Source organism: Lysinibacillus sphaericus (assembly GCF_015844675.1).
GTDB lineage: Bacteria > Bacillota > Bacilli > Bacillales_A > Planococcaceae > Lysinibacillus > Lysinibacillus sphaericus_E.
On the sequence record NZ_LDGC01000039.1, the window covers coordinates 18,752 to 31,322 of the forward strand.

Annotated in this window: 12 protein-coding genes and 3 tRNA genes; 4 read left to right on the forward strand and 11 right to left on the reverse strand. The window is 37.9% G+C overall.

Translation table 11 applies throughout. From position 1 onward, the window contains the following. Nucleotides 1-47 precede the first annotated feature (47 nt). From hpt to ABE34_RS11730, 3 genes are all read right to left on the reverse strand, one after another. Nucleotides 48-590, reverse strand: a complete 543-nt coding sequence (gene hpt, locus ABE34_RS11720) for a hypoxanthine phosphoribosyltransferase (protein ID WP_079563700.1) — start codon at nucleotides 588-590, stop codon at nucleotides 48-50. Between the two features lie 64 nt (nucleotides 591-654). After that, entirely contained in the window at nucleotides 655-2,061 is a 1,407-nt protein-coding gene (gene tilS / locus ABE34_RS11725) for a tRNA lysidine(34) synthetase TilS (RefSeq protein WP_197142717.1), read from the reverse strand. A 31-nt stretch (nucleotides 2,062-2,092) separates the two neighbouring features. Beyond that, nucleotides 2,093-4,483 carry a SpoIIE family protein phosphatase gene (locus ABE34_RS11730; RefSeq protein ID WP_197142719.1) on the reverse strand — a complete coding sequence of 797 codons (2,391 nt, stop codon included), beginning with the start codon at nucleotides 4,481-4,483 and terminating at the stop codon, nucleotides 2,093-2,095. 687 nt (nucleotides 4,484-5,170) lie between these two features. Between ABE34_RS11730 and ABE34_RS11735 the strand changes: the two genes are divergently transcribed. The 4 genes from ABE34_RS11735 to ABE34_RS11750 all read left to right on the forward strand — a co-directional run bounded on the left by ABE34_RS11735 (nucleotide 5,171) and on the right by ABE34_RS11750 (nucleotide 6,055). Next, a tRNA-Gly gene (locus tag ABE34_RS11735) sits at nucleotides 5,171-5,245 on the forward strand. 10 nt (nucleotides 5,246-5,255) lie between these two features. Beyond that, a tRNA-Met gene (locus ABE34_RS11740) sits at nucleotides 5,256-5,332 on the forward strand. Nucleotides 5,333-5,337: 5 nt separating this feature from the next. Further along, nucleotides 5,338-5,409: transfer RNA gene (locus ABE34_RS11745), tRNA-Glu, on the forward strand. A 394-nt stretch (nucleotides 5,410-5,803) separates the two neighbouring features. Then, nucleotides 5,804-6,055: a hypothetical protein gene (locus tag ABE34_RS11750; RefSeq protein WP_197142721.1), complete on the forward strand. Its 252-nt coding sequence runs from the start codon at nucleotides 5,804-5,806 to the stop codon at nucleotides 6,053-6,055. Nucleotides 6,056-6,264: 209 nt separating this feature from the next. On the opposite strand, the gene ABE34_RS11755 is transcribed toward ABE34_RS11750, so the two are convergent. From ABE34_RS11755 to spoVT, 8 genes are all read right to left on the reverse strand, one after another. Next, entirely contained in the window at nucleotides 6,265-6,708 is a 444-nt protein-coding gene (locus ABE34_RS11755) for a S1 domain-containing RNA-binding protein (protein WP_197142723.1), read from the reverse strand. A 146-nt stretch (nucleotides 6,709-6,854) separates the two neighbouring features. After that, nucleotides 6,855-7,307, reverse strand: coding sequence for an FtsB family cell division protein (locus tag ABE34_RS11760; protein WP_197142725.1), 453 nt, complete (start codon nucleotides 7,305-7,307; stop codon nucleotides 6,855-6,857). 17 nt (nucleotides 7,308-7,324) lie between these two features. After that, on the reverse strand, nucleotides 7,325-7,816 hold the full coding sequence (yabQ, locus tag ABE34_RS11765) for a spore cortex biosynthesis protein YabQ (protein ID WP_197142727.1): 492 nt from the start codon (nucleotides 7,814-7,816) through the stop codon (nucleotides 7,325-7,327). Next, complete coding sequence (yabP, locus tag ABE34_RS11770) at nucleotides 7,813-8,112, reverse strand: sporulation protein YabP (RefSeq protein ID WP_004229167.1); 300 nt, start codon at nucleotides 8,110-8,112, stop codon at nucleotides 7,813-7,815. The genes yabQ and yabP overlap by 4 nt, the downstream gene beginning before the upstream one ends. A gap of 108 nt (nucleotides 8,113-8,220) precedes the next feature. Further along, nucleotides 8,221-8,511 (reverse strand): RNA-binding S4 domain-containing protein, encoded by a 291-nt coding sequence (locus tag ABE34_RS11775; protein ID WP_197142729.1) that lies wholly within the window; start codon nucleotides 8,509-8,511, stop codon nucleotides 8,221-8,223. Nucleotides 8,512-8,515: 4 nt separating this feature from the next. Continuing rightward, the gene (gene mazG / locus ABE34_RS11780; protein WP_197142731.1) at nucleotides 8,516-9,976 is read right to left on the reverse strand and encodes a nucleoside triphosphate pyrophosphohydrolase; all 1,461 of its coding nucleotides are present in this window, start codon (nucleotides 9,974-9,976) and stop codon (nucleotides 8,516-8,518) included. 9 nt (nucleotides 9,977-9,985) lie between these two features. Then, nucleotides 9,986-11,608 carry a putative polysaccharide biosynthesis protein gene (locus ABE34_RS11785; protein WP_197142733.1) on the reverse strand — a complete coding sequence of 541 codons (1,623 nt, stop codon included), beginning with the start codon at nucleotides 11,606-11,608 and terminating at the stop codon, nucleotides 9,986-9,988. Between the two features lie 149 nt (nucleotides 11,609-11,757). Beyond that, complete coding sequence (spoVT, locus tag ABE34_RS11790; RefSeq protein ID WP_197142735.1) at nucleotides 11,758-12,294, reverse strand: stage V sporulation protein T; 537 nt, start codon at nucleotides 12,292-12,294, stop codon at nucleotides 11,758-11,760. Nucleotides 12,295-12,571 lie beyond the last annotated feature (277 nt).

Here is a 12,571-nt window from a genome sequence, read left to right on the forward strand (position 1 = left end):
AGGCTCTTACTTTTCATAGCTGGTGTTCTTTCGTTAACTTCTTTCTTTTAGAAAGAATAAACTTCTGGCTTTAAAATGCCGATATAAGGTAAATTACGGTATTTTTCTGCGTAGTCTAAACCATACCCTACAACAAAGCCATCTGGCACTTCAAAACCAACATAATCAGCAGCTAAGTTTACTTTACGACCTGATGGTTTATCTAACAATGTAACGATTTTGATGGATTTTGCTTTGCGGTATTTAAATAAGTCGACTAAATAGCTCAACGTTAAGCCGCTATCAATGATATCCTCGATAATTACTACGTCACGTCCCTCGACGCTTGTATTTAAATCCTTTAGAATCTTTACTTCGCCAGATGAAACAGTTGCATTACCATAGCTAGAAACATCCATAAAATCTAGCTCAATGAAAGAATCGAAACGTTTCATTAAGTCTGTCATAAAAGGCATAGCCCCTTTTAAAACACCAACAGCTAACGGGAATGAATCTTTATATTCCTCTGTCAATTGTGCTCCTAATTCAGCAATTCTTTCTTGCAATTGTTCTTCTGTAATCATAACTTTTTCGATGTCATTTTGTAACATTTTGATTCCTCCTCGTGTGTATAAAAAAATGTTCAACCATGTGCGGTGAAATTTTACAAAGACCTTAGTCTACGATGAGCACTGTATCATCGTTTGGTTGCGGAGAGGTTGAAAACAACATTCCCATACGCACACCAATTACCGCTACGACCTCTTCAGATTGAGAAATCAGTAACGGCCAGCTATTCCGCTCATTCAAAGGAATCTTTTCATCTATAAAAAGGCGAGATAAGCGTTTTGGCCGATCCATTCCTTTTAACAGCATTCTATCCCCTTCCTTACGCGCTCTAACATAGAGTGGAAGTTTGAGTTTGCTAGCGTTAAAATAAAAAAGTTGTGCAGTATCCGTCAGCATTTTAGACGATAAATTAGGCAAATCGACTACGCATAAACGTTCACCATTCGTCAGTGTTGTCCACCCATTAGCAGTCGAAATTATCATTTTTTCAGGAGAAGCTTGACCTTCTAATGTCTCTTTCTTCTGAATCGTAAATTTTCCATAACGGCGAACTGCTATAAAATTTTCTGGCAAGTGAACTTCAGCATACCCCGCTGTCGTATCAAAAAGCTTTGTAATAGAAGTCAATAAAGCATAACTTTGTATCGTATTTGAATCTTTGTAAAGATAGTTTAATAGTATTAAAATGATCCTCCTTTGTAAAGCAAGTGGTTCCAATTGAAGAGCCTTAATTTCCATGCTATATGTATTTTCGTCAATTCTTTTTACTATTCTAGAAAATACATCCTCCGCTAAACTCATTAAATAGGCATCGTCTTCTTGCAATTGCTTTGTAAAATGGGTTACCTGTTCTGTTACTCGCGGATTTTCTGCCTCCAACAATGGCACCACATGATGTCTAAAACGATTTCGTACATAGGTGTCCTTAGAATTGCTAGCGTCTTCACGATAATCTAACCCCTGCTTAAGTAAATATTCCCTTATTTCAGACTTTGTAACCGTTAAAAACGGACGAATTAATGTTTTTCCTTCAAAAATACGTTGTGAACGTATACCTTGCATACCATTGATCGTTGCATTTTTTGTCAGGGCCATTAATACTGATTCCAGTTGGTCGTCCGCATGATGTGCAGTTACAAGCTTGCGAGCATTCGTTTTTTCCATGACCTCTTTAAAATATTGATAACGTTCTCTACGGCAAATAAGCTGTGTATTGCCATTTTCTAAAGCCATAATCTCTGGTATTGGAATAGCCTTTGCATATAAGTATATACTATACTCATCACAATATTTTTGGACAAAAGCTCTGTCCTCGGCCGATGCTTCACCTCTTAGCATATGATCAACATGTACGGCTTCAACCGTAATGCCCCATTGATCTTTTGTTTTTACAAAATAATGAAGTAAAGCCATAGAATCCACTCCACCCGAAACGGCGATGAGAAGATGGTCGTCTTGCTGTAATAATTGCTCTTTTTCAATAATTTTTTTGACCTTTAATTCAAGTGACAAACGCTTCTCCTCCCCTTTTCGTTCTCTATTATCATGAATTGCTCATAGAGTGCTGAACTGGTCTAAACACGGCCCACGTAGGGACAACATGTGTAACCTCTAGCATCAATACAGTGCAATCGTCTTCAATGTCATAGTAAGACTGGAAAGATTGCATAATCGTCGTTAATTTTTCCTGTATAGTTTTAGTAGTGCTTGCTACCTGCTGAGCATATGCTAAAAATGTCTCTTCCTGCTCGTCCCAATCATCAACACTTGAAAACAATCCATCAGAGTGCATCAAAATTACATCACCTGCCTTAAGCTTTCTTTTTTCTGCCTCTACTGCTGAAATGGATAAAAAACCTACAGGAGCTGCATTGCTTTCAACCTTTAGCACCTCTTTCCCCCGTAAAATATACGTAGACATTCCCCCAGCCTTCCACGACCATAAATCACCGTGTTGTAAATCGACAAGTGCAAAATCAAGCGTTGCATACATATCACTTTGTTGCTTTAAGGACATGACATAATGCAACGTGTGCATAGCAGTCTCTGGGTTCATATTGTAATTTAAACATTCTCGCATTAAATGTATTAACTTTCTACTCTCATGCTGTGCTTCTTTACTCTGCCCCATACCATCTGACAATAAAATTGCAAATAGTCCTGGATGTAATTGAAATAATGCGTGGGAATCACCGGAATATAACGTCGCATCTTTAGACATGCTATATATATCATACTCTACTTCAAAACTAATAGCTGATCTAAAACTTACTTGAATATGACGAAATGGTATATCACTTGCTACTACCTTTTCAATTTCAAATGGTTCTTCAAAAATATCATATAAAATCGGCAATATCATCCGTTCAGCTAATGTTGTGTCTTCCTCCCAATTGACGCGTGCTGGTGCTAAAGCGCAGACAATTTTTCGTGCTCCCGGCTTATTACTTAACACATCTAGTTGAAAACATTCAATATGTGCATCCTTTAACCGTCGAGTAATGTCCTTTTCCACACTAGCGAATGAAATAGTCTCTTCTTTCATCTCCGCTATTAACTGATTTAGATGATTGCTCATATCACGTAACTGAAGGGCAATCATTTTCTTACCATGAAAATACTGACCATTAATACGCTCTCTGTACAGCTCTGTTTCCAATTCTTCGAAAATTTTTGTTGATTTCACACATTTATAACGTATTTGTTCTTCTACACGATGCATACCAGAATCCTTTCCAACACCTTTCATATGAAACCAGTCTGTCATTAGCTTGTCCATTCCGTTATTTTGCGCTCCCCAACAGTGATCAAAGCGGAAACAGCTTAGGCATGTATTCATCGGCGACACTTCCTTCGCCTCTTCTATCGGGGCCGTCATAAAGCGCTCAAACACAAGCTCCTTCATAAATTGTACAAAGTGCTGAAAATGCTCTAATTTAAACGTAACATGCTCCGTTAACCAACTTTGACGGGCAAGTAAGACCTCCTCACGCTGAGGAAACAGCTTGTCCCGCACCTTATCAGAATATTTTTTAGGAATGGATAGAAAAGCAATACTCCCAACTGCAATCGATGTAAAATAAACGCTATCTAACGGCAATGTTGCATCGTAAAATAAAAAAAACACACTCGGCAAAATACTGCCAATTGCTACACCAAATCTTCCAACGCGGGCCCCCATCCCTGCACACAATCCAGTTAACGTGGCTACAGAAAGCATTCCCGTAAACGAAAGTTTTGCAATGCCAATAAGCGTTCCGAGCACTGCCCCGATAACTGTCGCTAACGGTACACTTCCTACCAATGCACCGAAGCAAATTAATAGTTGTAATAAAAAAATTGGGAGTGAAAAATAGCTAATGACAACTGCTTGCATCCCTGTAAGCATAGCAGCAAATACAACTAATCCAGAACCCAACTTCTCATAAGTCCAATGACTCGTAAACCATTCATAAGAATTGACAAACAATACTTGCATAAACAACGTCATAATAAGAGCTAAAGCCGCTTCACAACCTACATAAAATTGCACAAGCACCGGCGGTAAACCTTGATGCATAACTCCCTGCCACATTATTTGCACAAGCAGTACCGCCAAAGAGACTGCTATACTTTGTGGCAACTGCCAATAACGGAAGCGCATGATACATTCATACATAACGATTTGCAATGCTAAAATAAAGACTTGCCCAAATCCCAGAAAAAAACATCCTATCAGACCACCAAACAAAACATACTTGGCGTATTCCTTATACTTCGTTCGAATAATTGCCCAAAAAGGAACCGAGAAAGGCACGGCCGCTTCAAATACAACGGACTGAGCTAAAAAGAAGGATGTTAAAAAAAATAAAGAGCCTATTAACAATTGCCTTTTTTTCACTCCTAATTTTTGTTCGTCTACATTTGCCGTGTTATACCATTCAATACTCGTCATTTCACTATCCCCTTTCTGCACTTTTGGAGCTATTATAAAAAATTATGTATGGAAAGATTGTCTGACGGTGGCAGAAAAAAATATAAACATTTCGACGAATACATATGCATAAATACGAGAAATGGCAACAATTTCTACATAAAATATAAACTGTACAAGATTAGTAACACTGCTTTCTATAAGTCAAGCTTTAAATAACAGAAAATTTAGGTAATTAATTTCCGTTTTCGTTGTATACGATACTTTATAAAATCTTTGCCACAAGCGGGCTATTGCCCTCTCACCCTTTCTTTTTCACCGATCAACGTTCCATTATTCGTCATAATTACGATAGTCAGCAGTGTCGATGATACTTTTCTACTTAAGAACAAAAAGTTTGATAAAATTCCCATAAAAAGGGCTCAACACCAAAAGTCGTGGATGACATTCATTATAAAGTTGATCGAAGGTGGGACTAGGTAACTCCTTGGGGATTAGCGTCACAGATAAGCTATTGCAGTGCATAAGGGAACGGAAATCAACCATGCATCATGGTGATGAGCCATCATACTCCCCCTTTTTATTAGCAAATCTTTAATTAATGAATAAAAACCATATATTTTTATTAATTTTTTTCAAAGAATTACTTGACGTTAGTAACAAAGGCTTGTATTATATAACTTGTTGCTAAAACAAATTGTTTAAAACGCGGAAGTAGTTCAGTGGTAGAACACCACCTTGCCAAGGTGGGGGTCGCGAGTTCGAACCTCGTCTTCCGCTCCATAATCTTATTGGCGGCCTAGCTCAGCTGGCTAGAGCGTACGGTTCATACCCGTAAGGTCGGGGGTTCGATCCCCTCGGCCGCCACCATAGTAGGCCCCTTGGTCAAGTGGTTAAGACACCGCCCTTTCACGGCGGTAACACGGGTTCGAATCCCGTAGGGGTCATCTCAAACAGGCGTCTCAGAATTATTTCTGAGACGCCTGTTTTTTTGTCGTTGTAACAGTACAACAGCCTTCCAAACTACAAAGTAACATATTAGCAATATCACTTTACTTATTTTTCACAGTATGAGATTTAGAGGAACGAAGGCTAAACATCCCATCCTATAATAACGGCTTCTTGAACAACTCTCCATTGCTGTTGTTGCTGTCGCTTCGCTTTCGCACAGACAAAGCCCCTGTTGTTGCTGTCGCTTCGCTTTCGCACAAAAACATCTGTTGTTGCTACTCATCGGAAAGCGCCCAGTAGAAATAGAATAGCCCCACGTTATGGTGAAGCACTTGAAAATATGGCATACTAATAATGAAAAAAGCGCGTTATTTAGGAGGTTTATTTCCTTTGAATTCATTAACGAAAGCTGCTTTAATTTGTGGAAGCGGCTCTATGATCATTCTCGTATCCATTCTTATTAATTTACCATTCGCTGTACAAATACTTTTACTCCTTACTGGACTAGCCGTTAGTGTATACGGTGTGTTTTTACTTGTTAAAATGGTTGTTCATCCAACCGAAAAGTCTTCAGAAACACCTACTGAACAAGCAACCGTACCTGCTCCCAAAAAGAAAAAGAGACCGACATCAACGTTGTAAGAATCGTTTATCCTTACAACCCTCGGAGGCTTTAGCCAACAAATTTCTTTTCCTTCGCTACGAAAACACTTACTGAAGAATTTAAAAAGTAATCACGACTTATGGCTAGACGAAATGTATACAGAAATAATTAAAAAAGGGATTAGCTTAATATAAGCTAATCCCAACTCTATTTACACACTTTTTCTACGATTAAAACAGTCAGCAAACTACCCTCTTCTAGCTCCGCGACCACCGCGTTTTGATTCTGTAGCACGTTTTAGTGTTGCTAGACGTTCATCACTATCTTTTAAGAAACGGGCCATTTTTTGTTCAAAATTCTCTTTTGGTTGATGGCGCTCGTTACGATCATTACGATTATCGCGACGTGGACGTGCTGGACGCTCTGGACGCTCCGGACGCTCTGGTCTCTCTGCTTGAGGCTTTGCTTTACGGATTGAAAGACCGATCTTTCCGTCCGCTTCAACATTCATCACTTTTACTTCAACTTCATCTCCAACTTTTAGATGCTCATTGATATCTTTTACATAATTGTCAGCAACTTCACTGATGTGTACTAAGCCTGTTTTGCCATCTGGCAGCTCAACGAATGCTCCAAAATTTGTGATTCCTGTTACTTTACCTTGTACCTTGCTGCCTACTTCAATTGACATAAAAAAAATGCTCCTCCTTAAAAATTAAGCGACTCTTTTGAGTCATGTAATCAATTTATCAAACTTTTTACTACAATAAGTTTCTCTCTTCATTATATATAACAAAAAAAGAGTGTCAACAATACATAGCTTTTCAGTCGTCTTTTTTACCTTTTCTTTTCTGATACATCATCTTTTTTATCTTTGTTTTCTGGTACATCGCCTTTTTTATCTTTTTCATCCGGCATAATGAAAATTACTTCACCTTTTTCTGAAAGGAAATACTCTTTGCGTAGTAACTTTGCGATATACTCAGGATCCTCTAACTGTTTAATTCTAAGATTTAGCGAATCTCGCTCTTCTTTCAAATCAGAAAGATGCTCCTTCGCTTCAACCTTTTCCTGCTCTTTTGCAGCTAGCGTTTCATTTTGATTCAAAAGTATATTTCCGAGAACGGCAATAATAACGACTGGTACAATCGCAAAAAAGGCAATGCGGCGCATTTTCCGTTTCCGCCCTTCAATTTTACGATTTATAGCTTTATCCGTGTTACGGACATAGTCATTATCAAGCTTAGTATAGTTTTGTTGGCGATCATTTGATGAACGACGTTTAGTCATGCCCGCACCTCCGAAAGTTATTGTTGTCTTTTATTATACTTGATAAATCGAAATTTTTTAAAAAAAGTGTTGGACAAATACGAATAAATTTTGACAAAAGGTCTTAAAACAAATGCTCCAATATTTATTAATAAATTAAAAATTTGTCGAATGGTAGCAAATATTAATCGTATGATGAACCACAAAGGTCTCCATGTTATATTCACCAAAACCCTTGCGATGAAACGTAAAAAAGTCTGAAAAAATGTTTGATACAAAAAAATTCCGGCTATTTGCGCTAGCGGGTCATAAGCCCGCCAAGCGCCATCTTTTAGCCAAAATAATAAATAGTATGTCATGCCTCCAAGCAGAATCCAGGTAAGTAGTTCAAATACCATCATCCATCTTCGAAGGCTTGACCTTTTTGGAGTTGAAAAAACAATAAGCCTTACACTATCAATAATGAATCCAACTGCTATACCGCTCAAAACCATGACTAATAGTTGAACAAATTGTTCACTAACAATCATCCAAATAACTTATGAAGGAAACCTTTCGAGAAGCCACTTTCCTCCTCGTCATACTGTAAGGTTTTTACAGTTCCTTCAAGTGTCAATAACCCTTTGTCAACATCTAAATGAACGATATGCAGTTCTTCTCCACGGATTAACAAATGCCCTTGGGACGTCTTAATGAAAAACTCTTCCTGATCAAAGCGTTCAATTGATTTTACAGAAGTCATGTCCATTCTTTTACGATTACGAATCGTTAAAATATGCTCTCCAGATGGAATTGTGTAACGATTACTTTCTTGATGTAGCGTCATTTTCTTCCTCCTTTAGTCGTCCTAGCTTCTGTTCACTTTATGCGGACAACCTTAAAAGCATGACAACTTTATTAAAGTTGCTACACTTTTATCAGAGGAATAATTGATTTAATCTTCGTCATCAATAAATTCAGGCTCAATTTTTTCAAGACGCTCTTCCTTCAAAATCGTAAACATTTTTGCGGCATCTTCTTTTTTCACAGTATCACGTAATTCTTCTACACGCGCTGTCACAATCTTTTGTCCAAAACGAATGGCTAGCTCGTCTCCAGCTTTAACAGCACTACTAGCCTTTGCGATCTTATCATTGATCGTAATACGGCCTTGATCCGCTACTTCTTTTGCTAATGTACGACGTTTAATTAACCGTGATACTTTTAAAAATTTATCTAATCGCATACTTTTACTCCTTTTCCAGTTGTTTCGCTTCATTCCAGAAAGCATCTAATTGTTCTAATGTATAATCAGAAAATGGCTTTCCACTTTCCTTTACCTTTTCCTCCACATAACCAAAGCGTCTCGCAAACTTCTCATTGGCATGTAACATAGCCTCTTCTGGATTTAACTTGTAGAAACGTGCTAAATTCACAAGCGTGAACAAGACATCTCCAAATTCATCTAGACGTGACGCACTTGTACCTTTCGTCACTTCATTACGAAATTCCTGCCATTCCTCCGCAAACTTGTCCCACGCTCCATCTACATCGGGCCAATCAAACCCAACCTTCGCAGCTCTTTTTTGATAATTATAGGCAGTTTGTAGAGCGGAGGACGCCCGGTATTCCTCTTCCAATAGTGGCTTTTCACTTATACCCTTTTCTTCTGCTTTTATAACTTCCCAATTCGCTACAACACCCTCTGCATCTTCTACCGATACATCTCCAAATACGTGCGGGTGTCGACGAATCATTTTTTCACTTATTGAAGCTAATACATCTTCCAATGTAAAGAAACCCTGATCTTCTCCGATTTGTGCATGAAGGAATACTTGTAACAGTACATCTCCGAGCTCCTCGATCATCGCAAAGTCATCCTCTGCATCTACCGCCGCCAAATATTCGTGCGCTTCTTCTAGTAAATATTTTTTCAGTGATTCATGCGTTTGCTTTTGATCCCACGGACAACCATTTGGACCTCGTAAAACAGCAATAATTTGACGGAAGGTTGCCCAATCTCGTAAAGCCTCCTCTTGTGATTTCACAGGTGGCACATATACCGTTGTTAAATTGTTCACCTCAACGCTTTGGTCGAGCTCATAAAGTGGTACCGTCACTAATTTTTCCTGTGCTGAGCCTGCTGCAGTAACTACTGTAACAGGGTATTCGTCATCATATTTCTCCATTAACGTAAGCTTTACTTCTGACGCACTGAATGTATCATACACTTGGGCAATTAAAATATGCTGACGCATGTTAATGTCATGCATAGAAAAGCTAGTGCCATCCAGCAGCTGAAAACCCTCAATCGGGTCGATCTTTAACGCACCAAATATTGGATCTAAGAAGCTTTGTCCACCTTCAATGACTAATTTTACTTTTCCCGCATCCGCAGCAGCAATCAGCAGTTGTACAGTCTGCTCCGCAACAAGTGGATGTCCTGGTACAACGTACATTACATCTTCAATCACAGTAGCATCCACAAGCGTTTCTGCAATTTCTTCATACACAGGCTGGAACGAGCTATGTTTTTCATAGATCGTGTCAAAGCTTTCAAATTGTAAGCCCTCAGCTGATAATTCTTCTAATACCGGATGATCCACTGTACGAACATATAATTTTCTAGCCGCTTTTAATTTTTTATAGACACCCATTTGCAGCTGATTAAAATCACCCGCACCTAGACCAATAACTGTTAAAGTATTCAATAAATCCACCTACTTCTTCCGATTTAACCATAATTGATAAACTGCCATTTTGCGCCCAAATGGTAGTAAGTACCACTCTTTTTCGCCTAGCACACGTAACTTAGCAATTATTGTGACCATTACAAATGCCCCTAAACTAACAGCTGTAAAACCTGCTACCACTGCAACAAATCGAGGTGATAAAAATTGGCTTAATAACGATGGTATAAACTGTAGCCAAACTAGCACTACAGCTGCCATGCTTAGTGATGTAATTCCAACTTTATTATAAAAACTAGCTGGTGCTAATTGAATTGCAATTATTTTCTTTAAATAAAAGACAAGCATGAGGGCAGTAAACAATAGACCCACATTATTAGCAATAGCAGCACCTAATACACCAAATAAACTAATTGTCAGCACATTCAATATTATTTTTAATATAAATCCTACAATTAAAAATAAAGCTGGCTTTTTTAATTTCCCATAACCTTGCAGAATAGCTGTAAATGTCAAAATAATCGACAAAGGCACGATTTGTAACACATATACCATAAGTACGTCCGACAGCGCATCTGTTTTAAAGAGCATTGCGTTAATATAAGGCATAACTAGTATTAAACCTAAAGATGCTGCCCACCCAAATAATACAGACGCTCTATACGTTAATTGTATAAACGGAATTGCACTACGGCCTTCCTGTCTTTTAGACATATGCGCGACAAGCGGTACAATAGCCAGTGAAAGAGAAGCAGCAATGACAACTCCGAGCTGCACTAACGGCTGCCCACGATCATAAACGCCTTTTGTTACCTTAGCGACCTTCTGATCCATTCCACCCTCTACTAATAGTGAATAAATTGTAAAGGAATCAACGAGCTGATAACCAAGTAACAATAGGCCACTCATGCTTACACTTAAACTTAGCAATGTGACCTCTTTAATAATGGGAAAACTTTCGATACGTCGCCACTGTTTCTTATCGTTCAATAAACCAAAACGTTTTTTAAAGATAAACGCCAGTAATATAAAACCTACAATTTCACCAATAACTGTACCTATTATAGCCATTTGTCCAGCACTATATAGTGATTCTGTCGTCTTCATAATGATAAATGTACCCGCTATAATGACGGATACCCTCACAGCTTGTTCAACGACTTGTGCATAAGCAACTGGCTCCATAATACCTCTAGATTGGAAGCCGCCCTTTAAAATAGCAAGAGCCGGCATGACTAGTGCAATAAATGACCCTGTCCGTATTAAAGGAGCAAGTTGCATATCTCCCATAAGCCTTGCAATAATTTCAGCCCCACTAAATAAAACAACAAAAAACAACAACGATAGTACTGTTAAATAACGAAAAACAATACGCATAATACTGCTTCGTTTTTGATTTCGCTCTAGCGGGTCTAAAATACAATCATTATCTGCAAGCATCTTAGAAATAGCTACTGCAAACCCACTAGATGTCCATACGACAAAAATAGATATAATTGGATACACTTGCTGATAAATATAAAATCCTTCATCACCAACAAGGTTTTGAAAAGGCACACGATAAATTGCACTAAGAACCTTCACAATAAGGGCAGCAATTGTAAGTAAGGCCGCGCCCTTCATGTAGCTTTTCATGCCAAAACGTTCCGACATAAATTGCCCTCTTTCCTTCTTTAACAATGCCAATAGTATAGCATATCTAAAAAGTTTAACGCGCGCAGGTAGGATTACCTTAAAACTATGTACGAAAAAAAGTTATTGTTCAGCCTAAAAAAGGTCAGCGCAATAACTTTCAATTCTCATCAACTATTCATTTGTTTAGCTAAGAAGTTAGCAGCTGTTTCTGCAACTTTCACTTCAACTTCACCAACAAAATGCACCTTAGATAAAACGATAATACAACCGATTGGATCACCATTCACCATAATAGGTGTTGCACAATAAGACTTCACTTGCTCATATTGTCCAGGAACAATCTCGATAGTTGTTTCCATTTTTTCTATTTTTGTTGAACGCTCTTCCATAAAACTTTCTGCAAAAGATGTAATACGACGATTAATATACTCTTTCTTACCGATTCCTGCGACAGCAATTACTTCATCACGGTCAGTTACAAATGCTGGAGTACCTAATGTTTCATATAATGTTTCTACATATTCTCTTGCAAATTCCCCTAAATCGTTAATTGGAGAATATTTCTTTAAAATAACTTCGCCTTCACGGTCTGTATAAATTTCTAACGGGTCACCCTCGCGAATACGTAGCGTCCTACGAATTTCTTTTGGAATAACCACACGCCCTAAATCATCAATACGACGAACAATTCCTGTTGCCTTCATTCATAATCCTCGCTTTCGCTACAATAAAAATTTTTTTCAACTCTAGTATGGTTTTTTATGAAGCAATCTATGCAAAAACTGAAGAAAAAGGATTTCACACCCAACAATATTTTTCAAAAAGGCCTTAAAACCTAAATTATTGTACTTCAAATATATTTAGCATGTAGAATTTTTAACTTCAATCAACTTATCTTAGATTAACCACAAAAACAAATTTTTATAAATAATTTATAAAAAAATTTTAACAAGAAATAATAATAATCCAACCTATATTATT